We start from the raw sequence: 25,546 nt of genomic DNA, 5'->3' as shown, positions 1-25,546 counted from the left end.
ACGACAGGTTCGGCGCCGATTCGCCGTAGCTCTGCGAGGCTCGGATTCGACCGGAACGTGCGACAGCGAGGGTGGCAGACAGGGATGCGACAGATCCCGGCGAAGTTCGACTCGAACGATCCGCGCGTACTCGACTCCCCCTACACGGTGTACGCCGAGGTCCGGGAATCCGGACGGCTGGCGCGTGGCGCCGCCGGGCAGTGGGTGGCCTCGCACCACGCGGACGTGTCCCGGCTGCTCAAGGACCGGCGGTTGGGACACCAGTACCCGGCCGAGTACCACGAGTTCTCCAACGGCACCGGCCCCGCCAACGACTTCCTGCAGCGCATCGTGCTGGACCAGGACCCTCCGACGCACACGTTCTGGCGCCGGATCATGCACCACTCGTTCAGCCCGCCGCTGATGCGGCGACTCTACGGCTACGTGGCGGGGCAAGTGGACGAACTGATGAGCTCGGCCCTGTCACGTGGTCACTTGGACGTGGTCAGCGACCTCGCCTTCCCGCTGCCGGTGACGGTGGTCTGCGAGCTGATCGGCATCCCCGACGTCGATCGCGAGGCCGTGCGCCCGCACGCGGTCGAACTGGCCAAGGCGTTCGCGCTGTACGTGCGGTCCGAGGAACGGCAAGGAGCGCACGAGGCGGTCACCTGGTTGCGGGACTACATCACGACTCTGGTCGAGGAACGTGCCAGCAGGCCCGCCGACGACCTGATCAGCAACCTGCTCGCGGCGGAGCGCGAGACCCCTGAACTGGACCGGGCCACGCTGATCGACAACGTCGTGTTCCTGTTCTTCGCCGGTTTCGAGACCACGACCAACCTGATCTCGACGACCTGGTCAGCGCTGCTCACGAATCCCGAGCAGCTCCGGCTGCTGCGCGAGCGCCCCGAACTGGCGGAAAACGCCGTCGCGGAGATGCTCCGCTACGACGCCCCGATCCAGGCCACCGCCCGCTACGTCAGGGAACCGGTCGAGATCGACGGACGCACCGTGCGCGCGGGACGGATACTCGTTCTCCTGCTCGGCGCGGCGAACCACGATCCGGCACGCTTCGATCGGCCCGACGAGCTCGACATCACCCGCGATCCCAATCCGCACGTCAGCTTCGGCGGTGGACCGCACCATTGTCTGGGGGCGGCACTGGCGCTGGTCGAGGGCCGCGCTGTAGTCGACTGGCTGGCACGCGCCGCGGAGCCGCCACGGCTGAACGGCCCGATCATAAGGCGCCCCAGCGTCTCCTTCCGCTCCTATCGGAGCATCCCCGTCACGCTGTGCCACGGGAGGTAGTGTGCACTGGCTGTGACAGGAGAGTGGCAGATGGTGCGCTCAGGCGCCTGCCTACGGCTAGGATAGCGCTCATGTACATGTTTCCCCGCATCATCGTGCACTCCCCCGACCAAGCGTCGACTTTCTACCGGGAAGCCTTCGGCGCCAAGGAAGTGTTCCGCGCTCCGCTGCTCGACGACGGCCGTCCCTCCGTGATCGACCACCAGATCGGCGATTCCTCCCTGCGGGTCTCGCCCGCCGTCTCGGAGTGGGGCTGGCTCGCACCCGACGACGTCGGCGGCTCCCCGGTCCTCCTGGAGATCGACGCCGAGGACCCGGACGCCGTGGGCGAACAAATGATCGCCCACGGCGCGGAAACCATAGTGCCGATCGAGAACCGCGCTTACGGCAAGCGCTCGGGCCGCATCCGCGATCCGTTCGGACACCTGTGGATCATCACCGGCGAACTCCGGTGACTCGGGCTGCGCCCCCGGTCACGCGGCCTGACTGGTCGGTGGCCAGGGGTGCAGCCGGTACCCGAAGCCCTGCTCACTGCGCTTGATCCCCTTCTTGATCGCCATCGGCAGGGTCAGGTCGCGCATCATCCGCTCCCACCAGTGCCGGGGCGTCATGATCGACCCCATGCGCTGGGCCTGCTTGCACATCTCCGCCACCCGTGCGCGACGGTCGGCCTGGAACTCCGCGAAGGCCGTGGTGACCTCCGGCTGGCGACGCAGTGCGGCGGTCAGCTCGTAGGCGTCCTCCAACGCCAGCGTCGCCCCGATCCCGAGATGCGGCTGGATGGCGTGCGCGGCGTCCCCGATCACCATGGCCGTACCCCGGTGCCACTGTTCGAGCTGCGGCACCTCGTACACCGGCCACCGCCACACCGTCCCCGCGGCGGACCGGATGATCTCGCGGAGTTCCCGCGCGTCCGTCCGGTGCCGCTCGACCAGGGATTCCATCCACTCGTCGTCGGTGAGGTCCGCGAGTTCCTTGAAGGTTCGCTCCTCCGACTCGTAATGGTTCTCGAACCAGAGAATCCGGCCGGGGCTGATCACCTGGTAACCGAAGAAACCCCGCAGCCCGAAGGTCATGTGGAACGTACCGTCGACCTCGAAGCGTTCGGACACCTCCGAGAGTCCTCCGGAGCCGATGACGCCCGCGTAGCTCGGCACCGGCGCCCGCGGCAGCGCGTGGCGGCGGACGTCCGAGTGCACCCCGTCGGAACCGACCACGACATCCGCTTCGGCGGTCGAACCGTCGGCGAAGGACAGCTCCCAGCTGCCGTCGGGCTGTTCGGTCAGGGAACTCAACCGCTTCTCGCGCTTGAGTTCCACTCCCTCGTCGATCGCCGCCTCACGAAGCGCGGCGGAGAGTTCACCGCGCATGATGTTGGTAGTGGTTTCCGGATTGTTGGCGAGCCACCGTCCCTTGTGATTGCGGAAACTGATGCCGGTACAGACGGTCCCGCTCTCAAGCACGTGATCGATTCCCAGCTCCTCCAGGACAGTGCGTCCGAGAGGAGCCAGATTGAAGAACGAGCCCACGTCCTGCACCCGGCGCGTGTGCGCCTCGTAGATGGTCACGTGGTAGCCCGATCGGGCGAGACCGACCGCGAGCGTCGGTCCGGCTACCCCTCCTCCGACGACAGCCACGTTCCGGTCGGCCCTCGGTCCACTCATATCGGACTCCTCTCCGCGAACCGCCTCAGCACAGGTGGAAGGACGTCATCACGGTAGGAAATCGCGCCGGCCACGAGCGGATTGATGTCGCGAATCTGTCGCCTTCGGCGAACCTCGATGCCCCGAGGGGAGCACGGTGTACCGAAGGGACGAGCCCTCGGATCCGCAGGTGGTGCGGCCGGACGCCCGGCGCGGCGATCTCGCGAGAAATCTACGGCCCGGCCACCGGTCAGCCCCCGGTCGGTCCCGGCTGTCGCTCAGAACAGCCCACCCCGGTAGCTGCCGTGTGCCGTGCGCACGGCCACGGTGAGCCACGCGAGCACCAGCAGCAGGTAGAGCGCCACGGCGGCGACGGTGAACAGCAGCGAACCGGTGCGGGCGGCCAGACCGCTGGTGCCGGTGACGACGGTGCCCACCGGGAAGGTGAAGCTCCACCAGGTCAGCGCGAAGGGCAGCCCGGAGCGGGCGATGCGGAGGGTGAGCGCGGCGGCCAGCGCCAACCAGACGAGGGCGAAGCCCCAGGCTGCCACCCCGTAGAACAGACCGAGGGCGTCGGCGGCCGCCCCGTAGGGCGCGGGCAAGACGTTCCCGGCGGGGCGGGCCAGCAGATTGACCGCCGTGACGGACTGCCCAAGCGGGCCGAGCACGATCCACACCGTGGGCACGGTGGCGGCGGCACCGGTCTTGTGGCGCAGCAGGCGCTGCCAGAGCTGCGGAACGATGCACAGCGTCGCGAACAGGCTGATGCCGAACATCGCGTAGCAGCCCAGCAGCATGGTCAGGCGGGGCTGGCCCGCCGGCAGGTGCTCGACGAGCAGCGCGCCGTTGGCTGCCGAGACCATGGGAGGAACCACGGGCATCAGCCAGCCGCCGAAGGCGCTGTCGCGCGTTATGTCGTGCGTGGTCATCATCCGGTAGGGGATCCACGCGGTGGTGAACAGCCCGAGAAGGGTTCCGGCCGTCCACAGTATCCAGTTCACGGTCAGCGCCGGGGTGAGCCCGATCCAGTCCCTGCCCAGCAGCAGGGTGCCCGCACCGACCGTCATCAGCGCCATCGGGGGCGCTCCCCAGAACTGGGCCATGACCGGATCGTGGGCGTGACCACGCGCCGTCCCGGTGTGGCGGGTCCAGTGCACCGCCCACGCGGCGCAGAGCGCGAGGAGCAGCAGCGCACCGAACGCCCAGACCACGGTGGCCGCGGCGCGCACCCCGGGCAACCACACCGGCAGGGTCGCGGCGGCGTTGGCCACGATGCCGGTGCCCATCACGGAGGCGAACCAGTTGGGGCCGAGTCGGGCGAAGACCCGGGCCGGGTGATCGAGTTCGCGCAACGGGCCGAAGCGTCGCGACGTCGCGGGTTCCTCGGCGAGGGCGGTGCCGGTCATGCTTCCACCCTCGTTCGATTCGTCGCGGCCGAGTAGCCCCTCGTCGATTGGGAGTGCATAAGCTGTGCCTATGTCTTCTCGCCCGTTGCCCCGGTCGGTACGCGATCTGACCGGTTACGAGTTGCTGCTGAGCGTGGCCGAACTCGGCAGTATCGGGCAGGCGGCGGGCTCGCACGGCATGTCCCAACCCGCCGCCAGCGCACGGCTGCGGCAGTTGGAGGCCGATGTCGGGACCGCCCTGCTCGAACGTCGCGCGCGCGGAACCCGGCTGACCACGGCGGGAGAACTCGTGGCGAGCTGGGCGCAGGCCACTGTCGAAGCCGCCTCGGACCTGGCCGCGGGCATCGCCGCCCTGCGGGCCGATCGCCACGGCCACGTCCGGATCGCGGCGAGTCTGACGGTGGCCGAGTACCTGCTGCCCCGCTGGTTGATCGCGCTGCGGGCCTCCGATCCGGAGACCGTTGTCGCGCTGGACTCGGGCAACTCGGCGGAGGTCGCGACGAGCGTGCTGGCCGGTACGGCCGACATCGGATTCGTCGAGAGCCCGGAAGTGGCGAGTGGACTGTCCGCGCGTGAGGTCGCCAGGGACGAACTGGCGCTCGTCGTCGCGCCGTCGCATCCCTGGGCCAGCCGCCGACGTGAGCCGAGGGCCGAGGAACTGGCCGCCACCTCGCTGGTCAGCCGGGAACGCGGCTCCGGGACCCGCTGGGCGCTGGAACGGGCGTTGCGGGAACACGCCGGACTCGAAACCGCCGAGCCACTGCTGGAGGTCTCCTCCACCACCGCGATCAAGGCGGCCGTGACCGGCGGAATCGGTCCCGCCGTGCTCAGCGCCCGTGCCGTGAGCACCGAACTCGCCGCGGGAACGCTCGTGCGGCTCGGAGTCACCGAACTCGATCTGACCCGGAGCCTGCGCGCGGTCTGGCCCGAAGGAACGCCGCTGCGCGGCCCGGCTCGCGATCTGCTCGCCATCGCACTCCGGGGTGAGTGACACCGGCGCGGCGATTTCGCGAGAAATCGACGGCCGGTTGGCGGGGACCGTAGCTGGGAACACGCCGTGCCGGGAAGGATGTTCGGGGTGCACGACGCCTTCACGCTCATCCGCCGGGCGACCGAGCTGTTGCCGGAACACGCGCGGGCCGAGAACGGGGTGCTCCCGGACGACGTTCGGGACTGTCAGCGGGCTGGGGACTGGGAGCTGGCACTCGACCTGCTGCTGCGGATCGGCGAGTCACATCCGTTCCCCGTCGACTTCTGGCGGATGCTCACCGAGAGCGCACGACAACTGAGGCTCACGGAAACAGCCGCGTGGTGTGTGCTGCGCGACTACGAGACGCGACACGGCACGGTCCGGGCACGGCTGAGCCTGCTGCCAACCAGTGAGGGCGGACGACGAACCCCGGTTCCCGGCGGCGGACGACTCCGACCGCTTTGGAACATCGGTAACCGCGCTCCCGGAAGTGAGCGGCCTCTCAACGTCGCGGGGCTTTGGTTGGAAGGGCTCGCCGAACTGTCACCGGGGCACAGTGCCACGGTCCGGCTCGCCCCGCTCAGCCCGGAGCAGTGGCGGCACCTGGCCGCGGGCGACGCGATCACGATGCACGAGAGTCGACCGCCCGTCGGCGTCGCGAGGATCGTCGAGGTCACCTCGACCGCCGTTTCCGGACACCCCTGACCGAACTCGACCGGCCCCGCCACCCCGGCGTAGATCTCACGAGAAAACGACGGCCGGGTGGCGGGGTGACACCAGCGGCGTCGATTTCGCGAGAAATCGCCGGGCCGGTGTGACGTTGTCCACTCCCGGTGCGAGTTCGGGCGACCCCCGGGAACCGAACGGCCCCTCCGGACGACGTGCACGGCGAACACGGTTCGTCCCACGACTCGACGGTCGAGAAACGGAAACGGGCATGCACGGTGAGATGGCGGCAATGCACATGCCACTTTTACCCATGTGGTTACGAATCGTGTGGGCACTGGCACTTTTAGTGGTAATCGTGGTGCACGCTGGCCACCTGATCGCGATGTCCGGACAACACCGCGCATGGCACGCGGGGCACACGGTCATGGCGGCGGGTATGGCCCTGATGTATCTGTTCCCCCGCATGACGAACCCGGAGCTGTACCGGATCGGGCTGGCCCTGTTCGTTCTCGTGACACTCACACAGGCCGCCATCACCGTCACTTTCCGCGTCCGCGAGGGTGCGCTCAACCCGCTGTGGTTCCTGTCCACGGTGGACATGGCGGCGATGGCCTACATGCTGCTGGCGCCGATGGCACGCCCGGACTGGCTGAACTGGGTGTTCGTGGTCTACCTGACCTGCCAGGCGGTGGCCTACGGCGTGGGAGCATGGGACCGACTTCCGGTGTTCGACCACCGGGCTCCGGCCACCGTCGCCACCACGTCCACCCCGGCGGCGGAACCCGTCCGACAGCACGAGCACGGGGTGACACCGCTGACGGCCGAACCCGCGTCCGACCCGACGGCGGGGCCGGTGGTGGGGCTGGTAGCGCATTCCACCGTGGGAGTGCGGGTGACGCTGGCGGTGATGGCGGCGAGCATGGCCTACATGTTCGCGGTCATGTAGCGGAGAACGAGGAGGATGTCGGCGGTGGATCCCCTGACCTGGTCGAACGCGCTGACCAGTTGGCAGCTCTCGCCCTGGGACGTACTCGTGGTGTTGCTGGCCGTGACCTACCTCGCGGGACTGCTCCGGTACCGACACCTCGGCCGATGGCCGATCCGCCGCGCCGCGGCCTTCCTGGGCGGGCTGCTCGCACTGGTCGTGGCCGTCAACAGCGCGATCGGTGTCTACAGCGAAGCCCTGACCTGGGTGCACATGGTCCAGCACCTGGTGCTGATCATGGCGGTGCCGATCCTGCTGATCGTGGGGCGTCCGCTGGAGCTCTGGGTCGCGGCGAGCGGAACCACCGCGTCACGGCGCCTGGAGAACGCGCTGCGAAGCAGGACCGTGAACGCGCTCACCCACCCGGCGACCTCTTTCGTGTATTACACCGTCGTGCTGGTGGTCACTCACCTGACGGTGTTCGCGCAGCTGCGACTGGAGCACGAGTGGCTGCGGCACTTCGAGATCGTGCTGTACCTGACCAGTGGTTACCTGCTCTTCCTGCCCGTGCTGGGCAGCGAACCGCTCCGGTGGAAGCGGTTCCCCCATCCGTTGCGCGTGGTGCTGCTGATGGCGGGAATGCTGCCGGACACCCTGGTCGGTGTGGTGCTGATGATGGCTCCCAACCCCATCGCACCGGGTTATCGCCTGGCCCGCCCCGACTGGGGGCCGACGCTGCTGGACGACCAGCACCTCGCCGGAGCGATCATGTGGTTCTTCGGTGACGCCACCATGGCCGTGCTGGCACTGATCACCGTCGGGGTGTGGCTGCGCTCGCGCGGCCCGGAAGCGGGCTTCGGCACGTGGTTGGAGTCCGCGCGCCGCAGCGCGCTGGCCCAAACCGCCTCGGGGTCGGCTCCCGCCCTGCGCGACTCCGCCGATGTGGACGCCGACGAGCAGGCGCTGGCCGACTACAACGCCATGCTCGCCCGGTTGCACCAGGGTTCGGGAGCACAACAGGGTTCGGGATCGCACCAGGGCACTGCTTCGTACCGGGACACGGGGCCGCACTCCCCGGGCGGTTCCACCGGCGAGGCCGCCCCGGCGGATCCCGCCGCGGCCGAGTACGGCACCGGGAACACCTGGCACGACCGGCCGGAGCGGGGGAGCCGATGACTTCGGTGGCACAGCCCGAGGAGTCGCACTCCGAGGGCTACTCGGTGGACCTGGCCGTCACGGGGATGACCTGCGCCGCGTGCGCGACGCGGGTGCAGCGCAAGCTCAACAAGCTCGACGGCGTGTCGGCCAGCGTCAACTACGCCACCGAGAGGGCCACCGTCGAGGCGTCGAGCGGTGTGACGGTGGAACGGTTGCTGCGGCAGGTCGAGACGGCGGGATACGGCGCGGAGGTGACCCGGCCCGACAGCCAGCAGGACGATGACCCGGCCGACCGGGTCCGCTACCTGTGGCGCCGCCTGGTGGTGGCGCTGCTGTGCGGAGTACCGCTGGCCGACCTGTCGATCACGCTGGCCCTGACCCCCTCGCTGCGGTTCCCGGGGTGGTCGTGGGTGTTGCTGGCGTTGACGCTGCCGGTCGCCACCTGGTGCGCCTGGCCCTTCCACCGCCAGGCCCTGGTGCAGGCCCGCCACGGAACCACCTCCATGGACACCCTGGTCTCCATCGGCATCCTGGCGTCCGCCTGCTGGTCGGGCTACACGATCTTCGCCTATCGACGAACGACCGCCGGTGACCAGGGGCTGACGGGACTGTTGTTGGAGCCCGCCGGATCGGTCTACCTGGATGTGGCGGCGGCGGTCACCATTTTCATGCTCGCCGGACGGCTGCTCGAGGCCAAGGCCAAACAGCGCGCGGGTGGTGCGCTGCACGCGCTGGCCGCGCTCGGTGCCAAGGACGTCGCGGTGCTGGACCGGGACGGCGACGAGAGTCGGGTGCCGGTCGAGCGGCTGCGACGCGAGGACCACTTCACGGTTCGCCCCGGTGAGACCGTGGCCACCGACGGCGAGGTGCTGCGCGGGCACGGCACCGTGGACACCAGCGCGATGAGCGGCGAACCGGTCCCCGTCGAGGCTTCGGCGGGTGACGCGGTCGTGGGAGGCACCATCCTCACGAGCGGCCGACTGGTGGTGCGGGCAACGCGCGTCGGCGAGGAGACCCAACTCGCCCGGCTGCGGGGGCTGGTCGAGCGGGCGCAGCACGACAAGGCCCGGACGCAGCGGCTGGCCGATCGGATCTCCGGCTGGTTCGTGCCCGCCGTCGGCGTGCTGGCCACGTTGACCCTGCTGAGCTGGTGGCTGCTCGACGCCCCTCCGGAGCGGGCCTTCAGCGCCGCGCTGACCGTGCTGATCATCGCCTGCCCCTGTGCGCTGGGGCTGGCGACTCCCACCGCGCTGCTGGCGGCCACGGGGCGCGGTGCACAGCTGGGAATCTTCATCAAGGGGCACCGGGCCCTGGAGTCCGCCCGGGCGATCGACACCGTGGTGCTGGACAAGACCGGCACCCTGACCACCGGCAGGATGGCCGTGGTCGACCTGCGCACCACCGCGGATACCGACACCGCCACGGTACTGCGGCTCGCGGGCGCCGTGGAGGACGCCTGCGAACACGCCGTGGCGCGGGCGATCAGCTCGCTGGCCGGGGACGAGCTCGGACGGCCGGAGCCGGTCACGGACTTCACCAGCCTCTCCGGACTGGGCGCGGCCGGGACGGTGGCGGGCAGTTCCGTGCTGGTGGGTTCGGCAAGGCTGCTGCGGGAACGCGGCAGCGAGCTGCCCGAGGAGCTCGAAGCCAGGCGTGTGGCGTGGGAGAGCCAGGGGCGCACCACGGTCGCCGTGGCTGTGGACGGCCAAGCGCAGGGGATCTTCGCCCTGACCGACACGGTAAAACCCTCGGCGGCTCGCATGGTCGGTGAGCTGCACCGGCTCGGTCTGCGCACGGTGCTGCTCTCCGGTGACAACACCGCCACGGTGCGAGCGGTCGCCGAGCGGGTGGGCATCGACGAGACGCTGGCCGAGGTACTGCCCACCGACAAGGCCGCCACCATCGCGGGACTGCGGGAGCAGGGCCGCACCGTGGCCATGGTCGGCGACGGGATCAACGACGCTCCCGCACTCGCCGGTGCCGATCTCGGGATCGCCGTCATCTCCGGTACCGATGTGGCGCTGGACGCGGCCGACCTGCTGCTCGTGCGGGACCGACTGGAGGTCGTCCCCGAGTCGATCACGTTGGCCCGCCGGACGCTGCGCACCATCCGGGGCAACCTGGCCTGGGCCTTCGGCTACAACCTGGCCGCCCTTCCTCTGGCCGCCCTCGGACTGCTCAACCCGTTGATCGCCGCGGCGGCCATGGCGTTGTCCTCGCTGTTCGTGGTCACCAACAGCCTGCGGTTGCGCAGGTTCGGCACCGAATCGTCCCGTCGGGAAGCGGCTCCGGACGGATCTTCCACCGACGGCTCACCGGTGGACGGAACCCGAACCGACAACGCGGCCACCCCGTAACGGCGCGGCCGCTAGGACGGCGTCGATTTCCCGCGAAATCGCCGCGCCGACAGTGCGGGGTGGTCCCGCGTCCGTCGATTTCTCGCGAAATCGCCGCGCCACCGGCGCCGAGGCGTGTCGAGCTCCAACCACCCCCGAAGGCCGACCCCCGAACACTCCCGCGGGCCGAACTCCAGCCACCCCCGCAGTCGGCACCGCCGCGGGTTCTCCCGTGCGGCTCTCGCGAGGACGCCCCCGACGTTGTGTAGTGACTACCCGATGTCGGGGGAACCGCAGCGAGAGCCGTGCGAGAGGTTCCGCCACCCGCACCGCCAGGCAACCCGGCGGCAACGAACTCCACGAGGAACTCACTCCGAGTTCACGGTCAGCCCGTTGTCCTCGGTGTCCGCATCGACCGTCACCTTGTCACCGTCCTTGATGTCACCGGCCAGCAGCTTGCGGGACAGCTCGTCACCGATGGCCGACTCCACCAGCCGCCGCAGTGGCCGGGCGCCGAACACCGGGTCGAAACCGTGCACCGCCAGCCACTCCCGCGCGGGTTGCCGCACGTCCAGGGTCAACCGCCGCTGCGCCAGCCGCCTGGCCAACCGGTCCACCTGGATGTCCACGATGGAGGTCAGCTGTTGGGTGGACAGCGCGTGGAAGACCAGCGTGCCGTCCAGCCGGTTCAGGAACTCCGGCTTGAACTGGCTGCGCACCACCGACATGACGGCCTCGTCCCGCTCGGACTCCGACAGGTCGGGATTCGCGATGGCCTGCGAACCCAGGTTGGAGGTCATCACCAGGATGGTGTTGCGGAAGTCCACGGTGCGTCCCTGACCGTCGGTGAGCCTGCCGTCGTCGAGCACCTGCAGCAGCACGTCGAACACGTCCTGGTGCGCCTTCTCCACCTCGTCGAGCAGCACCACCGAGTAGGGCCGCCTGCGTATCGTCTCGGTGAGCTGTCCGCCCTGGTCGTAGCCGACGTAGCCGGGCGGCGCGCCCACCAGGCGTGCCACCGAGTGTTTCTCGGAGTACTCGCTCATGTCGATGCGCACCATCGCGCGCTCGTCGTCGAACAGGAACTCGGCCAGCGCCTTGGCCAACTCGGTCTTGCCGACACCGGTCGGACCGAGGAACAGGAAGGAACCGGTGGGGCGGTCCGGATCGGCCACCCCGGCACGGGCACGCCGCACCGCGTCCGAGACCGCACGCACGGCCTCCCGCTGGCCGACGACACGCGCCCCGATGGCGTCCTCCATGCGCAGCAGCTTCTCCGTCTCGCCCTCCAGCAGTCTGCCCGCCGGGATCCCGGTCCACGAGCTGACCACCTCGGCGACGTCGTCGGGGGTGACCTCCTCCTGCAGCATCGCCTTGGAACGGTTCTGCTCCTCGGTGGCCTGCTCCAGTTCCTTCTCCAGCTGGGGGATGCGTCCGTAGCGCAGCTCGGCGGCCTTGCCCAGGTCACCGTCGCGCTCGGCGCGTTCGGACTCGCCGCGCACCGACTCCAGCCTGCTCTTGAGGTCGCGGACCTTGTCGATGGACTCCTTCTCGCGCTGCCAGCGGGCGGTCAGTTCGGACAGCCGTTCCCGCTGGTCGGCCAGCTCCTGGCGCAGCGAGTCGAGGCGCTCCCGCGAGGAGGGGTCGTCCTCGTTGGACAGCGCCATCTCCTCGATCTCCAGCCTGCGGACGGCGCGCTCGACCTCGTCTATCTCCACCGGCCGGGAGTCGATCTCCATCCGCAGCCGGGAGGCGGCCTCGTCGACCAGATCGATGGCCTTGTCCGGCAGGAACCGGTCGGTGATGTAGCGGTCGGAGAGCGTGGCGGCGCCCACCAGCGCGCCGTCGGTGATCCGCACGCCGTGGTGCACCTCGTAGCGCTCCTTGAGGCCGCGCAGGATCGCCACGGTGTCGTCCGGGGTGGGCTCGCCCGTCATGACCTGCTGGAACCTGCGCTCCAGCGCGGCGTCGGTCTCGATGTGCTTGCGGTACTCGTCCAGCGTGGTCGCGCCGACCATGCGCAGCTCACCCCGCGCCAGCATCGGCTTGATCATGTTCCCGGCGTCCATGGCGCCCTCACCGGTGGCACCGGCACCGACGATGGTGTGCAGCTCGTCGATGAAGGTGATCACCTGCCCCTCGGACTCGGTGATCTCCTTGAGCACCGCCTTGAGCCGCTCCTCGAACTCGCCGCGGTACTTGGCGCCCGCGACCATCGACCCCATGTCCAGCGCGACGACCCGCTTGTCGCGCAGCGACTCGGGCACGTCCCCGGCGATGATCCGCTGCGCCAGGCCCTCGACGATCGCGGTCTTGCCCACGCCGGGCTCGCCGATGAGCACCGGGTTGTTCTTGGTGCGCCGGGAGAGCACCTGCACGACCCTGCGGATCTCGGCGTCCCTGCCGATGACCGGGTCGAGATCGCCGTTGCGTGCGCGGTCGGTCAGGTCGAGGCCGTACTGCTCCAGCGCGTTGTAGGTGCTCTCCGGATCGGGGCTGGTAACGCGTGCCGAGCCGCGCACCTTGGTGAAGGCGTCCTTGAGCGCTTCGGGGGTCGCGCCGTAGCGGTTGAGCAGCTCACCGACCTGCCCGCCCTCGGCGGACAGCCCGACGAGCAGGTGCTCGGTGGAGACGTACTCGTCGCCGAGCTCCGTCGCCAGCTGCTGGCTGTGGGTGAGGGCCTTGATCGACTCACGGGACAGCTGCGGCGTGGACACCGTGGAGCCACTCGCCGAGGGCAGCCCGTTGGCGAGCTGTTCGCACTCCTCGCGCACCCGTGCCGGATCGGCACCCACCGCCGAGAGCAGCGAGGGGGTGAGTCCGTCGCGCTGCGCCAGCAGCGCACCCAGCAGGTGCGCGGGGGCGATGTCGGGATTGCCCGCCATCGTCGCGGCCTGCGCCGCGGCGGAGATCGCCTGTTGGGTCTTGGTCGTCGGGTTGAACGCGTCCATTCCTCACCTCTCTCGTAGCGGCTTCGTCGCCCCGGCGAGGGCATGTCTTCCCGCCATACCCCGAAGGCCGCCCGACGTAACAGCCGCACCACAGCGACTATGGAAACAAAGTTGAGCCTGTATGACTCAACTATACAGACACGATCCGACTCGCGTCATCCGCACACGCTCGAACCGCTCGAACCGGGGCCACCACGAATTCGGGGGACGTCTCGCGCGAGACGTCCCCCGAGGGCGGTTGATGTCACGAGCCCGACCTCACCGCGGGCTTCCCGACAACCTGATCGGAAAACTTCGATCAGCCGAAGGCGGCGATGTGCTCCCGGGCCCACTGCCGGAAAGTACGCGCGGGCCTTCCCGTGATCCGCCGAACCGTGTCCGGCAGCCCGGGATCCCCACCCTCCGTGGCGAGCATGTCCTCGACGATCCCGGCGGGCATGTACTCCAGCATCCGTTGCCGGGCCTGTTCGGTGCTCAGCTCCACGAACTCGACGGGGCGCCCCAGTTCCTCCGCCAGCACGGCCACCCGCTGCGCGACGGTGAGCTTCTCGGGCCCCGTCAGCGAGTGGATCCGCTGTTCGTGGCCCGACTCGGTGAGAGCCCGAGCCGCGACCGCGGCGATGTCGGCGGGATCGACGACCTGCGAGCCCTCCGGGCTCTCGTGGGCGTACACGCTGCCGTGCTCGGTGATCGAGGGGATCCACCAGAACGCGTTGGAGGTGAACTCCCAGGGACGCAGCACGGTCCAGTCGAGCCCGCTGTCCCGGACGGCCTTCTCCCCGGCCAGCGCACCACTGCCGATGAAGGAGTCCGGGTGCGTCTCGGCGAGCAGCGAGGAGACCAGCACCACCCGCCGCACCCCTGCCTCGACGGCCCGATGCAGTATCGCCGGGACGTCGCCGGGAGAGCCGAGCAGGAAGAGTCCGTCGACTCCCGCGAAGGCGTCCCGGAGCGAGTCCGGATCTTCGAGGTCACCGGCTACGACCTCGACCCCGTCGGGGAACTCCGCCCCGCCGGGATCACGGGTGGTCGCCCGCACCGCGAATCCCGCGTCGTGCAGGTCGCGTACCAGGCAGCGACCGATGTTGCCGGTCGCCGAAGTCACCAGGATCATGCGCTCTCCGAACCTCGTCCACGAAATCAACAGGCGAAACCGCCGGGTAGGCGAACCCCGTCGGGAAACTCCGTCGGGAGTTCGCGCCCACGGGCGGCGTGTGGACGAGTCTGGATCTTCCAGCGCACTCGAAGTCAACGATGCTCGGAGCACGGCGCCGCGCATCACCGCGCCGGGGGAACCCCGGGGCGGGGCGCCGGACAGCATTGTTTCGCGTGAAACATCAACCCGGAGACGGCGGCCCTCAGCTCACTCCCTCGGCGAGCACGGCCTGCACGTCGAGCTCGACCCGCAGCGTGGTGCCGATCGCGGCGATTCCGGTGCTCAGCGACTGGTTGAAGGTCATCGCGAAGTCCTCGCGCCGCAGGATCGTGGTGGCCGAGGCGGACGCCCTGGTGCCGCCCCACGGGTCGGGGCCCACCCCGGTGAACCTGGTCTCCAGCCGCACCGGACGGGTGACGCCACACAGCGTCAGCTCACCGTCGAGATCCCAGTGGTCGTGCCCGCGCGATATCCCGGTGCAGGTGAAGTCGATCCGGGGGTGGTTCGCGACGTCGAGGAAGTCACCGCTGCGCAGGTGCTCGTCGCGCTGCGCGTTTCCGGTGTCCACGGTCGCGGCGTCGATCCGGACGTCGACCGAGGAGGACTCCACCGGTCTGGCTATCCGGATCTCACCACCGAACTCGTTGAACCGACCGTGGATGCTGCTGATCCCCAGATGCTTCGCGGTGGCACGGATGGCGGAGTGCGCCGGATCGATGTGCCACAACCCGGGGTCGGGCAGCTCGTCACCGCCTCCCACCGGGGAGAGCTCCACCCCGTCCAGCTCGACGGCGTTGCCCTGCCGCACCATCGCGGTGCGCGCGAGCGGCTGGTGCCCCAGCGCCGTGACGATCGCCGTGTAGCGTCCCGGCGGCAGCGCCTGCACCGTGGCTTCCCCCGCCGAGTCGGCGGGAGCGCGTCCCACCTGGGTCCCCGAGGCGTCGGTGACCGTGAGCACCGCTTCCGGCAGCGGCCAACCGCCGGGCGTACGGGCCCGCACTGTGACCGCTCCGCTCGTTGCCGGATCGTGCCGTTCGCTGACCTCGCCCTGGCCGAGGCTCATCGGAGTGTCCTCCCCTGCGTGAAACCGCGGAACCGGGAGTAACCGGATCCGCGGGTCTGGTTCGAAGAATCGCGCCGTCGGCGATCGGCCCACGGGACCGGCCACCTGCGGCGGGCCGGCCCGCCCCCTACTCCAGACCGAGGGCGATGTCGTGCTCGACGTGCTCGTCCCGCACGCTGAGGTTGTTCGCGGTCGGCGCGTAACCGGTGGCGATCACGGTGTAGTCCCCGTGCGAGAGGTCGGTGAACCGGTACTCCCCGTCCGGACCGGTAACCGTGGCAGCGACCACCCCGCCCGAGGCGTCCAGCAGGGTCACCTGGGCCTCCGGCACGGCGTGCCCGAGCCGGGCCGAGCGGATCACACCGCGCACCTCGGCACCCGACTCCAGCGACACGTCCAGCGTGGCGCGTTGGCCCTCGGGCAGTGCCACCTCGGTGCTGGTGGGCTGGTACCCCTCGGCGGTGACGGTCAGGGCGTAGGAACCGCCGACCAGATCGTTGAACTCGTAGCCGCCTCCACCGCCCGTGCGCGCGGCGGCCACCACGGAGCCGCGCACGTCGGTGAGCACCACCGTGGCGTCCGGCACGGGTACCGGACCACTGTGGACCATGCCGGACAGTCCGCCACCACCGGTGAGTTCGACGTCGTGGCGCACCGTGCGCCCGGACACCGCGACCATGGCCGCCGCGGGCTGGTAGTCGTCAGCCGCGGCGATCAGCACATAGGTGCCGCCACCGGCGGGTTTCACCCGATAGTTCCCCTGATCATCCGAGTGGGTGCGATCGACCTGATTTCCCACCGAGTCGGTGAGCGTGAGCACTACCCTCGAGAGAGGGACCCCACCCGGCTCCCGGACCACGCCGTGCACGGTGGGAGCACCGTCGTCCGGGTAGAGCGAACCGGCCAGACTGGCGCCGTTCGCGCCGTGCCCGTTCGCTCCGAACCCGTTGTTCGACAATGCGGCTGACCTGCCACCCGTCGAGTTCTCCCCAACGTTGTCCACAGGCCTTTCCACAGAGTTGTCCACAGGGTCGACCGATGTGTTCACAGGGCGCTCCACTGCCTCCGATATGTGGCCTTCACGGGTGATCGGCTGCGCCGAACTCGGTGAACCGGCCACCGATCCGTCACCACCACTCGACGAGTTATCCACAGATTTGCTCAAGTTCTCCACAGCCCGGTGCTTACCGCCATCCGCCGGCTGGTCGTGCTTCTCGACGGTGGTACGCAGCGGCACCTCGCGAATGAACAGCACGGCGAGCAGCGTCACCACCGAGACGCAGGCTGTGATCAGGAACAGGTCCCCGATGGCCCTGCCGTAGGAGTCGTGCAGGATCGCCTCGATCGGGGCGGGCAGACTGTTGATGTCCAGCGAGACGCCGCCGTTGCCACCGCTCGGTGAGGGGGTCGGTCCGGGCAGTTCCGACATCCCCTCCCGGGCGTACTCGCTGACCCTGCTGCCCAGCACGGCGCCGAGCACCGAGACCCCGGCGGACCCGCCGAGGGTGCGGAAGAAGGTCACCACCGAGGTGACCGAACCCATGTCCTTGATGTCGACGCTGTTCTGCACCGCGAGCACGAGGTTCTGCATCAGGGCGCCGACCCCGATCCCCATGAGGGCGAGGTAGACGTCCACGAGCGGCAGCGGCGTGTCCGAGTCGATCGTGCTCAGCAGCCCCATACCCAGGGTCAGCACCAGGCTGCCACCGATCAGGAACGGTTTGATCTTGCCGGTGACCCGGGAAATGATCTGTCCGGTCACCGTCGAGGAGACGAACAGGCCGAGCACCATCGGCAACGTCATCAGTCCTGCCTCGGTGGGGGTGTAGCCGCGCCCGAGCTGGAAGTACTGCGCGAGGAAGACCGCACCACCGAACATGGCGGTGCCGACGGCGACCATGGCGACGATCGCCAGCGAGACCGTGGGATTGCGGAACATTCCCAGCGGCACGATCGGCTCGCGAACCCTGGTCTCCACGAACACCGCGAGCATCACGGCGAGCACACCGCCCGCCACGAACCCGAACGTGGCCCAGGAAAGCCAGTCGAACTGCTTGCCCGCCAACGACACCCACGCCAGCAGCAGGCTCACCCCGCCGACGAGGAACAGCGCGCCGAACCAGTCGATGGAGACATCGCGCTTGATCACCGGCAACCGCAGGACTCGTCCCAGCACCAGGAACGCGATCACCGCGATCGGCGCTGTCACCCAGAAACACCAGCGCCACCCGAGCGGCGAATCCACGATGAGCCCACCGACCAGCGGTCCGCTGGTGGTGGCCACGGCGAAGGTGGCACCGATGTAGCCGGTGTAGCGACCGCGGTCGCGCGGCGCGACCATCGCGGCGAGCACCACCTGGATCAGCGCCTGCATCCCGCCCATACCGATGCCCTGGATGGCGCGGAAACCGATGAGCATCCCCATCGACTGCGAGAAACCGCCGAGCACCGAACCGATCGTGAAGATGGTTATCGAGAGCTGGTACAGCAGTTTCTTGCTGAACAGGTCCGAGAGCTTGCCCCAGATCGGGGTGGTGGCCGTGGAGGTCAGCAGCATGGCCGTGACCACCCAGGTGTACTGGCCCTGCGTGCCGTTGAGCTCGGCGGTGATCCTGGGAAGCGCGTTGGACACGATCGTGGAGCTCAGGATCGCCACCAGCAGGGCCAGCAGCAGCCCGGTCAGCGCCTTGAGCACCTGGCGGTGCGTCATCGGCCCACCGACTCCTCCCTGGTCACCGGCGCCGGAGGACGAGGTGTCCCGCGCTGGGGCCCGGTCGGCGGCGGCCTCGCCGGACGAAGTGAGCCCCGCCCCGGCTCCCGCGACGTTCGAGGTGGTCATCGGTTTCCTTCCTCGGCCGTGTCTTCCGGGGTCACGAGGTCTTCCGGGGTCGCGAGCAACTGCCTGGAAGCGATCAGCAAGTCGTCCGAAAGGGCGCGGAGCAGTTCGTCCAGTTCGGTGAGCCGACTCTCGTCCCAGTCGTTGAGCACCGCCTCACTGAGCCAGCGCGCCTTCTGCCGCTCACGCTCCTCGAGCGCGGCCCGCCCCCGCTCGGTGGCTCGCAGCAACGAGACCCTGCGGTCGGTCGGATCGGGTCTGCGCTCGATCATTCCCTCCTGTTCGAGCTGAGCGAGCTGTCTGCTCACCACGGAGGTGTCCACGACCCGGTGGTGCGCCAGATCGGACGCTCTCGACTCGCCGCCGTGCACCAGCTCGGACAACAGACCGGTCCCCGACGTGCTCAGTTCGCTGCCGTGCTGCGCCCGCTGCAGCGCGAGCTGCCTCATCCCCAGCAACTTGCGGAGCGGTTCCAGCAACCGCTCGCAGGATTCGAAGTGCGATCCCATCGAGCATTCCTTTGGTTGGTACAACCAACCATAAGGATCCTTAGTTTGAGTAAGCAACTTAATCACGAACAGCGGAGAGCCAGGTCACACCCGAGCGGGAAGACCGAACCGCGGAAGTCGTCGGAAGGGGAGGTCGAACGACCATCCCGATGCGGAGAGGCGACGAACCTCGCTCAGTACATCGCGTTGAGCTTGCCGAGCAGCCTCGCGAACTGGTGCAGATCGTCGGTGGACCACTGCACGAAGTCCTCCCGCAAATGGCGGGAACGACGTTGCCGCGCCCCGTCCAGTCGCTGCCTGCCGGACTCGGAGAGCTGGATCAGCCTCGCCCTGCCGTCCTGGGGGTCGGGGGCGCGGCGCAGCAGATCCAACCGCTCCAGGTTGGCTATCTGCCTGCTGACGGTGGACTTGTCCAGACCGATGCGTTCGGCCATCTCGATGGCACGCATGGAACCCGCGTCGGCGACCATGAGCAACAGGCTGTAGGAGGCGGGGTCGAGCTCGGGGTGGACCTCGGCGGCCACCTCCAACGACATCTTGCGGGCACGGCGGAACATCATGGCGAGTTCACGCTCGACCTCGGCAGCCGCCTGTTCGCGCTCGGTGCCTGCCGAACCCCACGACTCGGAGGCCACCTCGCCTGCCCCGTCGTCCGGAATGTTCTCGGTCACGAGCTCGCCCTCCCATCGCCGACGTCCCCAGTGTGACGGTGTCGTACCGTGCGCGGGCAGGCGGTCCTTCGACCGGAATCGCACCCTCGTACATTTCGCGAGAAATTGACGCCCAGCGTTGACGCCCAGCGCGGCGGCACGGTCCCGGCGGCGTCAATTTCCCACGAAATCGCCGCGCACCCAGTGCCACCGGGCGAACCCGGCCGACACCCGGTGCTCAGTCGTGCTGGGGTTGCGTTTCGTGCCAGGGGCGTGCCGTTCCCTTCGCCGCGAAGTAGTCCCCGCCCTTGCGCTTGACGTCGTCGGTCCCCCACGAGCGTTCCCGTGACACGGGAGCCATTCGCGGGATGTGCTTGCGGCAGTGGATGTAGGCCTCCTCGACCTGCACGACCACCCAGCGTTCCGGTTTGCGGCCGCGTTCGAAATCCGAGCGGAGTCCGGGGTGGATGGCTCTGAGGTCGGAATCCTCCAGGATCCTGGCCTTGCCGTTGACGTGCAGCCCGATCAGCTCGTCGACGAAATCGATCAGCAGGATACCGACGTGCGGGTTCTCGCTGATGTTTCCCAGACTCGCCATGACTCCGTTGCCCCGGTACTCGGGATAGGCCACGTGGCGGTCCCCCAGCACCTCGATGAATCCCTCGGGGCCTGCCCGGAGGCTGGAGTCGCACTCGCCGTGTCCGTCCGCGGTGGCGATGAAGGCCATGCTCATCGAGACGATGAACTCCTTCATCCGCTCGTTGAGGTGATCGAGCACCTGGTCGTTGTAGAACTTGTGGGCACGGCGCTCGGTCTCGTAGGCGCTCTGCAGCAGGTGCTCACCCGCCGAGCCGGGCATGGCGCTCCGCTCGTTCGGCGCGAAGGGATCCTCCGGCCGCCGCGACTCGGCCGTGTAGTCCGAAGTGGACTGAAAGGGGCGAACGGGACGCAGTTGGGGACGCGTCGGGCCGTCGTCGTAGCGGCTCCGCCCACCGGAGGACGACTCGGTGCGCGTCCGATCGGAGACGCTCGGTGACGAATCCGCGAGTTCGAGCTCCAACAGATCCGCCGTCGCCATGCCGGTGGGACGGCGGGATTCGGGGGAAGGTAACCAGTCCGCGATCACGCGCCTCACCGTGTCACGCCGCGATATGGATGCAAGTGGGTAAAAACTGATTGAACACGAGTGTGTGAGCTCTCATGACGATGAGTATTAAACAACCACTCGAAGGTGGCATCAAGGGTCACACAAGCCCAAAAAGGGGTTAGAGTTTCGGACAGTCGGGGGACATGTATACGGACACCAGGTATACGGACACCGTGCCGGACCGACACGGCCGCCTATGTGGAGAGAATCGCCCGAACCATGACAGCCAACGCCGCTTTACACCCCGAGCGCCCCGGCGGTTCAGCTGATCGCGAGCGCCCGACCGACGTGAACGACACGGTTCGGCTGATCCGGGACAGCTGGGCCGTGGTGGAACCGCAAGCCGAGGACGTGTCGCGGTTCTTCTACAGCATGCTGTTCAGCCTGGCTCCCGCCACCCGGGAACTGTTCCCGGTGAACATGGAGGTGCAGCGGAGCAGGCTGCTGCGTGCGCTGGTGCACGTGGTGCAGATGGTGGACCGGCCGGACGAGCTCACCCCGTTCCTGCAGCAGCTCGGCAGGGACCATCGCAAGTTCGGCGTCGTCGCCGAGCACTACGAGGCGGTGGGAACCGCGCTGCTGGCAGCGATCAAGAAGTACGCGGGCGACGCCTGGAACGATGCCGTGGAACGGGCGTGGGGCGAGGCCTACGCGGTGATGGCCACGACCATGACCGACGCGGCCTCCAAGGACGACGGTCCCGCCTGGTACAACGGCGAGGTTGTGCAGCACGAACGGCTGAGCTGGGACGTCGCCATGGTGCGCATCAGACCGGAACACCCCGTGCCGTATCAGCCGGGCCAGTACGTCAGCGTCGAGGTGCCGCAGCGCCCCAGGCTGTGGCGCTACCTGTCACCGGCCAACCCACCCTCCGATGACGGCACGATGGAGTTCCACGTACGTGCCGTGCCGACGGGTTGGGTGAGCCGCGCCATCGTGGGACACGCCCAGCTCGGCGACCAGTGGCGCATGGGCTCCCCGATGGGCAGGCTCGGCGTGGATCGTGACTCCGAGCGCGACGTGGTGATGCTCGCGGGCGGCACCGGGCTGGCACCGATGCGATCGATCATCCAGGACCTGGCGCAGTACGGCAACAACCCCGAGGTCCACCTGTTCTACGGGGGAAGAACCCGGGACGACCTGTACGAGCTGCGCAACCTGCGGCAGGTCACCATGAGCAACCCGTGGCTGAAGGTGATCCCGGTGCTGGAGAACGATCCCTCCGCTCAGGGAGCCGAGCACGGCACGCTCGCGGAGGCCGTGACCCGCTACGGCGCGTGGCAGGATCACGACGTACTGGTCAGCGGCTCGCCGGAAATGATCCGGAACACGGTCTCCGGCATGATGGTGGCGGGCACTCCGCTGGAACGGATCCACTACGATCCGTTCACTCTGGACTGAGCACTCGCGGAGCTCCCGAGAACGCGGCGGCGGATGATCCACCGATCCGTTGTCGGTGGTCGGTGCGAGAGTGCGCGCATGTCCGGAATCGAACAACAACGCGAGCACGTCCGCCACACCCTGACCGAACACGTGGGCACCACCGAGGCCGAACGCATCACGGCCAAGGCCGCCACCTCCGTCGCGCTCGGCACCGACAGCGAAGCGGGAGCACCACTGGGGGTCTCCCGCTTCGGCGGCGACGCACTACTACCACCGAACACCACGTGGCCGGAACACGAATCGAGACCACTCGAACTACTCGCCGTCCTCGACCTCACCGCCATCGCACCACTCAACCCCGAACTACCACTACCACACCACGGAGTGGTCAACCTGTTCTACATCGAGAACCTGCTGTCCGGGGACTCGGTGGCGGCGGGCGAATACGAGAGCTGTCGGGTCGTACTCGCCGACCCGGAAACGGCGGTACGGAGCGCTCCCCCCAGGAGCGTGCTGCGCCACCGCGAACGGGCGCTGTACGGAAAAACCGTCCTCACCATTCCCGATCCGTTCGAGGACGAGCGGGATGGCGGTGAAGTGAGCGAGAAATACGTTGACGCGTACGAGGAGATCCACGGTCCGGACAACCAGCAGGATCATTTGATCGGCGGTTGGCCGAGCCTGGTGCAGGGCTCCGTGTTCTCCCCTTCCGGCGAGGACCTTCTACTGGCCCAGCTGGATACCGACGACCGGATGGACTGGTGTTGGGGGGACATGGGCAGTCTGTACTTCACCATCGGCGAGCAGGAGCTGAAAGCGGGCGAGTTCAGCCGCACCGAGGTGTTCATGCAGTGCTCCTGACGGCCTCGCGGCTCGATGACCGTACCGAGGAGAGCCGCGAAACCGTCAGCCGGGAGGTCGTCGCCGGTCAGCGACGGCGCCGCTCCGGCTTCCAGACCACCAGCGCCGTCTCCTGCCGCACCGGCACCAGGTCACGCCGGTAGGAGGCGTGCACCCGCGCGGCCGCCTGCTCGGCGGCCGCGTAGGCAGCGGCGACCTCCTCGGAGAGTTCCTTGATCTTGTCGCGCAGCGCGTCGACCTGGTTCTCCAGCTCGATGATGCGCTTGATGCCCGCGAGGTTCACGCCCTCCTCCTGGGAGAGTCGCTGCACCTCGCGGAGCACCGCGATGTCACGCGCGGAGTAACGCCGACCACCCGCGGGGGTCCGGCCCGGCGAAACCAGACCGAGCCGGTCGTAGCTGCGCAGGGTCTGGGCGTGCAGCCCGGACAGCTCCGCTGCCACGGAGATCACGAAAACCGGGGTGTCCTCGGACGCACCTGGCGGGAATCCGGCCATGCCGCCGGATTCCGCTGGAGACTCACGCGCGGTCATTCCGCCCTCCGGACCAGCTCGTTCAGCTCGGCTCTGGGATCGTGCTGCTCCGTCGCCTCCGCGTAGGACCGCAACGCCTCGGCGGCCTTGCCGTCCAACTTGTTCGGAACGGCTACCTGCAACGTCACCAGCAGATCCCCGCTGCTGCCGTCCTTCCTGCCGATGCCCTTGCCGCGCACCCGGAGGGTACGGCCACTGTTGGTGCCCGCGGGCACCTTCACGGACACCTTGCTCTCCAGGGTCGGCACGGTCAACGTAGCGCCCAACGCCAGTTCGGGGAAGGTCACCGGCACGGTGATCGTGAGATCGTGTCCCGACCGGCCGAACACCTGGTGCGAATTGACGTGCACGACGACGTAGAGATCGCCCGAGTTGCCACCGTTGCGGCCGGGCTCGCCCTGATGTGCCAACCGGATTCGCTGCCCGTCGGAGACGCCCTGCGGGATCCGCACGGTCAACGTCCTGGTCCGGGTGCTGACACCCTCGCCGCGGCACTCCTGGCAGGGATTGTCGACGACCCTGCCACGACCACGGCAGTCCGGGCACGGCTCGCTGAACGCGAACGCGCCCTGATTGCGGGTGACCGCTCCCTGCCCCGAGCAGGTCGAGCACTTCCGCGGGCTGGTGCCCGGCCGGGCACCGGAACCGTGGCAGGTGGAGCACGTGGTGGGGCTGGAAAGGCGCAACGGAACGGTCGCGCCCTTCACCGCCTCGGTGAAGTCGATGCGGACCTCGGTCTCCACATCGGACCCTCTGCTCGCTCTGCTGGCCGTGCCGGCGCCACCTCTGCGGTTGCCGAACAGACCACCGAACAGATCGCCGATCCCGCCACCGGCCTGGCCACCGGGGCCACCGAACAGGTCACCGACGTCGAAACCGGGGCCACCCGCACCACCGGGCTGGCCACCGAAGCCGCCACCGAAACCGCCGAAGCCACCCTGGCCGCCGCCTCCGGAGGCGAACAGCCTGCGGGCCTCGTCGTACTGTTTGCGCTTCTCCGGATCGGAGAGCACGCCGTAGGCCTCGGAAACGGCCTTGAACTTGTTCTCGGCCTTGGTGTCACCCGGATTGGCGTCGGGATGGTTCTCCCTGGCCAGTTTCCGGTACGCCTTCTTGATGTCGTCGGCCGAAGCGTCGGAGGAGACGCCCAGTTCGGCGTAGAAATCCTTGTCCAGCCATTCCCTGGCACTCACCGGACGCCCCTCCTTCCGTCTCGATCCGTTGACGTGCGCCACGACGGTTCACCGAAAAGCGGTGAACCTCCTCGCGAGAACGCGGGTGCGAGCCCGTAACGGTTACTGAACACGGCGGTTCCTAAGCAGTCTCGTGAATCAGCCTTGTTCGGATGTCTCGCCCTGCGATTCCGGCTCGGCACCGTTCCCGTCGGGCTCGTAGTCGGTGACTCCGACCATCGCCGGGCGCAGCACCCGCTCACCGAAGCGGTAACCACGGCGCAGCACCGTCGTCACCGTGGGCCCGGAGACCTCGGAGGAGGTCTCGTGCTGGACCGCCTCGTGCACGCTCGGGTCGAACTCGTCGCCCTCCTGGCCGAAGCCCTCCAGCCCGGCGTCGGCCAGCGCGGCGTTGAGCTTGTCCGCGACGGCCTTGAACGGGCCGGTGAGATCGCCGTGCGACTCGGCGCGCTCGAGATCGTCCAGCACGGTGAGCAGGGACTCCGCCACGGACGCCTTCGCGTTGTTGATCACCGAGTCCCGGTCGCGCTCGACGCGCTTGCGGTAGTTGGCGTACTCGGCCTGCACACGCTTGACGTCCGCGGTGAGTTCCTCCACCTGCCGACGCAGCTCGGTCTCCGCGTCCGAGGTGGGCGCCTCGGCCTCCGCCGCGGTCTCCACCGCGTCGGCCTCGGCCGCCACCTTGGCCAGCTCGTCGTCCAACGATCCGGACATGCTGTCGGTCACCTCACCGGCATCCGACTGGTTGTCGTCCGAGGACCGGAGATCACCCGTTTCCGGGTCGATCCTGCGCCGGTCCCGCACCACGACGGGCTCCTGCTCGCCTTCGTCCTGTGCGCCGGAGGCCTGCTGCGGCCCCCGGTCCTGTTCT

21 protein-coding genes are annotated in these 25,546 nt (G+C 68.8%); 9 read left to right on the top strand and 12 right to left on the bottom strand.

Annotated elements, in window-relative coordinates; all coding sequences use genetic code 11:
* Positions 1-84 precede the first annotated feature (84 nt).
* Positions 85-1,287, top strand: coding sequence for a cytochrome P450 (locus BM150_RS22140; protein ID WP_092929683.1), 1,203 nt, complete (start codon positions 85-87; stop codon positions 1,285-1,287).
* A gap of 71 nt (positions 1,288-1,358) precedes the next feature.
* Complete coding sequence (locus BM150_RS22135) at positions 1,359-1,742, top strand: VOC family protein (RefSeq protein WP_092929681.1); 384 nt, start codon at positions 1,359-1,361, stop codon at positions 1,740-1,742.
* A gap of 18 nt (positions 1,743-1,760) precedes the next feature.
* On the opposite strand, the gene BM150_RS22130 is transcribed toward BM150_RS22135, so the two are convergent.
* The gene (locus BM150_RS22130; RefSeq protein ID WP_092929679.1) at positions 1,761-2,951 is read right to left on the bottom strand and encodes an FAD-dependent oxidoreductase; all 1,191 of its coding nucleotides are present in this window, start codon (positions 2,949-2,951) and stop codon (positions 1,761-1,763) included.
* Between the two features lie 257 nt (positions 2,952-3,208).
* Positions 3,209-4,336: a TDT family transporter gene (locus tag BM150_RS22125; protein WP_092929677.1), complete on the bottom strand. Its 1,128-nt coding sequence runs from the start codon at positions 4,334-4,336 to the stop codon at positions 3,209-3,211.
* 70 nt (positions 4,337-4,406) lie between these two features.
* Here BM150_RS22125 and BM150_RS22120 point away from each other — a divergent pair, with 70 nt between their 5' ends.
* The 5 genes from BM150_RS22120 to BM150_RS22100 all read left to right on the top strand — a co-directional run bounded on the left by BM150_RS22120 (position 4,407) and on the right by BM150_RS22100 (position 10,415).
* Positions 4,407-5,327 (top strand): LysR family transcriptional regulator, encoded by a 921-nt coding sequence (locus BM150_RS22120; RefSeq protein WP_175496975.1) that lies wholly within the window; start codon positions 4,407-4,409, stop codon positions 5,325-5,327.
* 66 nt (positions 5,328-5,393) lie between these two features.
* Positions 5,394-6,011 (top strand): hypothetical protein, encoded by a 618-nt coding sequence (locus BM150_RS22115; RefSeq protein ID WP_217641847.1) that lies wholly within the window; start codon positions 5,394-5,396, stop codon positions 6,009-6,011.
* 319 nt (positions 6,012-6,330) lie between these two features.
* Entirely contained in the window at positions 6,331-6,921 is a 591-nt protein-coding gene (locus BM150_RS22110) for a DUF5134 domain-containing protein (protein WP_245755679.1), read from the top strand.
* 24 nt (positions 6,922-6,945) lie between these two features.
* Entirely contained in the window at positions 6,946-8,076 is a 1,131-nt protein-coding gene (locus BM150_RS22105) for a cytochrome c oxidase assembly protein (RefSeq protein WP_245755678.1), read from the top strand.
* A complete protein-coding gene (locus BM150_RS22100; RefSeq protein WP_092929669.1) occupies positions 8,073-10,415 on the top strand; it encodes a heavy metal translocating P-type ATPase in 2,343 nt (780 codons plus the stop codon). The genes BM150_RS22105 and BM150_RS22100 overlap by 4 nt, the downstream gene beginning before the upstream one ends.
* 347 nt (positions 10,416-10,762) lie before the next feature.
* On the opposite strand, the gene clpB is transcribed toward BM150_RS22100, so the two are convergent.
* The 7 genes from clpB to BM150_RS22065 form a co-directional block, all read right to left on the bottom strand.
* Complete coding sequence (clpB, locus tag BM150_RS22095; protein WP_092929667.1) at positions 10,763-13,345, bottom strand: ATP-dependent chaperone ClpB; 2,583 nt, start codon at positions 13,343-13,345, stop codon at positions 10,763-10,765.
* A 298-nt stretch (positions 13,346-13,643) separates the two neighbouring features.
* Positions 13,644-14,459, bottom strand: coding sequence for an NAD(P)H-binding protein (locus tag BM150_RS22090; RefSeq protein WP_175496974.1), 816 nt, complete (start codon positions 14,457-14,459; stop codon positions 13,644-13,646).
* Between the two features lie 244 nt (positions 14,460-14,703).
* Positions 14,704-15,564, bottom strand: a complete 861-nt coding sequence (locus BM150_RS22085) for a YceI family protein (RefSeq protein ID WP_092929663.1) — start codon at positions 15,562-15,564, stop codon at positions 14,704-14,706.
* 127 nt (positions 15,565-15,691) lie between these two features.
* Positions 15,692-18,403, bottom strand: coding sequence for an MFS transporter (locus tag BM150_RS22080; protein WP_092929661.1), 2,712 nt, complete (start codon positions 18,401-18,403; stop codon positions 15,692-15,694).
* Positions 18,400-18,909: a MarR family winged helix-turn-helix transcriptional regulator gene (locus BM150_RS22075; protein ID WP_092929659.1), complete on the bottom strand. Its 510-nt coding sequence runs from the start codon at positions 18,907-18,909 to the stop codon at positions 18,400-18,402. The genes BM150_RS22080 and BM150_RS22075 overlap by 4 nt, the downstream gene beginning before the upstream one ends.
* 173 nt (positions 18,910-19,082) lie before the next feature.
* Positions 19,083-19,580 (bottom strand): MarR family winged helix-turn-helix transcriptional regulator, encoded by a 498-nt coding sequence (locus BM150_RS22070; protein ID WP_245755677.1) that lies wholly within the window; start codon positions 19,578-19,580, stop codon positions 19,083-19,085.
* A gap of 217 nt (positions 19,581-19,797) precedes the next feature.
* The gene (locus BM150_RS22065; RefSeq protein WP_245755676.1) at positions 19,798-20,685 is read right to left on the bottom strand and encodes a pyridoxamine 5'-phosphate oxidase family protein; all 888 of its coding nucleotides are present in this window, start codon (positions 20,683-20,685) and stop codon (positions 19,798-19,800) included.
* Positions 20,686-20,925: 240 nt separating this feature from the next.
* Between BM150_RS22065 and BM150_RS22060 the strand changes: the two genes are divergently transcribed.
* Positions 20,926-22,107, top strand: a complete 1,182-nt coding sequence (locus tag BM150_RS22060) for a globin domain-containing protein (RefSeq protein ID WP_092929655.1) — start codon at positions 20,926-20,928, stop codon at positions 22,105-22,107.
* Between the two features lie 78 nt (positions 22,108-22,185).
* On the top strand, positions 22,186-22,950 hold the full coding sequence (locus tag BM150_RS22055) for a YwqG family protein (RefSeq protein WP_175496973.1): 765 nt from the start codon (positions 22,186-22,188) through the stop codon (positions 22,948-22,950).
* A 67-nt stretch (positions 22,951-23,017) separates the two neighbouring features.
* Here BM150_RS22055 and BM150_RS22050 read toward each other — a convergent pair whose 3' ends face one another.
* The 3 genes from BM150_RS22050 to grpE form a co-directional block, all read right to left on the bottom strand.
* Positions 23,018-23,482 carry a heat shock protein transcriptional repressor HspR gene (locus tag BM150_RS22050; protein WP_092929651.1) on the bottom strand — a complete coding sequence of 155 codons (465 nt, stop codon included), beginning with the start codon at positions 23,480-23,482 and terminating at the stop codon, positions 23,018-23,020.
* Positions 23,479-24,675 carry a molecular chaperone DnaJ gene (gene dnaJ, locus BM150_RS22045; protein ID WP_092929733.1) on the bottom strand — a complete coding sequence of 399 codons (1,197 nt, stop codon included), beginning with the start codon at positions 24,673-24,675 and terminating at the stop codon, positions 23,479-23,481. The genes BM150_RS22050 and dnaJ overlap by 4 nt, the downstream gene beginning before the upstream one ends.
* Positions 24,676-24,813: 138 nt before the next feature.
* Positions 24,814-25,479, bottom strand: coding sequence for a nucleotide exchange factor GrpE (gene grpE / locus BM150_RS22040; RefSeq protein WP_092929731.1), 666 nt, complete (start codon positions 25,477-25,479; stop codon positions 24,814-24,816).
* Positions 25,480-25,546 lie beyond the last annotated feature (67 nt).

The organism is Actinopolyspora alba, from assembly GCF_900112765.1.
GTDB classification, from domain to species: Bacteria; Actinomycetota; Actinomycetes; order Mycobacteriales; family Pseudonocardiaceae; genus Actinopolyspora; species Actinopolyspora alba.
This window is presented reverse-complemented; position numbering and strand designations above follow the sequence as displayed.

Coding starts and splice junctions, on each gene's coding strand:
- BM150_RS22140 (WP_092929683.1), top strand. CDS start 85: ATGCGACAGATCCCGGCGAAGTTCGACTCGAACGATCCGCGCGTACTC.
- BM150_RS22135 (WP_092929681.1), top strand. CDS start 1,359: ATGTACATGTTTCCCCGCATCATCGTGCACTCCCCCGACCAAGCGTCG.
- BM150_RS22130 (WP_092929679.1), bottom strand. CDS start 2,951: ATGAGTGGACCGAGGGCCGACCGGAACGTGGCTGTCGTCGGAGGAGGG.
- BM150_RS22125 (WP_092929677.1), bottom strand. CDS start 4,336: ATGACCGGCACCGCCCTCGCCGAGGAACCCGCGACGTCGCGACGCTTC.
- BM150_RS22120 (WP_175496975.1), top strand. CDS start 4,407: ATGTCTTCTCGCCCGTTGCCCCGGTCGGTACGCGATCTGACCGGTTAC.
- BM150_RS22100 (WP_092929669.1), top strand. CDS start 8,073: ATGACTTCGGTGGCACAGCCCGAGGAGTCGCACTCCGAGGGCTACTCG.
- clpB (WP_092929667.1), bottom strand. CDS start 13,345: ATGGACGCGTTCAACCCGACGACCAAGACCCAACAGGCGATCTCCGCC.
- BM150_RS22090 (WP_175496974.1), bottom strand. CDS start 14,459: ATGATCCTGGTGACTTCGGCGACCGGCAACATCGGTCGCTGCCTGGTA.
- BM150_RS22085 (WP_092929663.1), bottom strand. CDS start 15,564: ATGAGCCTCGGCCAGGGCGAGGTCAGCGAACGGCACGATCCGGCAACG.
- BM150_RS22080 (WP_092929661.1), bottom strand. CDS start 18,403: ATGACCACCTCGAACGTCGCGGGAGCCGGGGCGGGGCTCACTTCGTCC.
- BM150_RS22075 (WP_092929659.1), bottom strand. CDS start 18,909: ATGGGATCGCACTTCGAATCCTGCGAGCGGTTGCTGGAACCGCTCCGC.
- BM150_RS22060 (WP_092929655.1), top strand. CDS start 20,926: ATGACAGCCAACGCCGCTTTACACCCCGAGCGCCCCGGCGGTTCAGCT.
- BM150_RS22055 (WP_175496973.1), top strand. CDS start 22,186: ATGTCCGGAATCGAACAACAACGCGAGCACGTCCGCCACACCCTGACC.
- BM150_RS22050 (WP_092929651.1), bottom strand. CDS start 23,482: ATGACCGCGCGTGAGTCTCCAGCGGAATCCGGCGGCATGGCCGGATTC.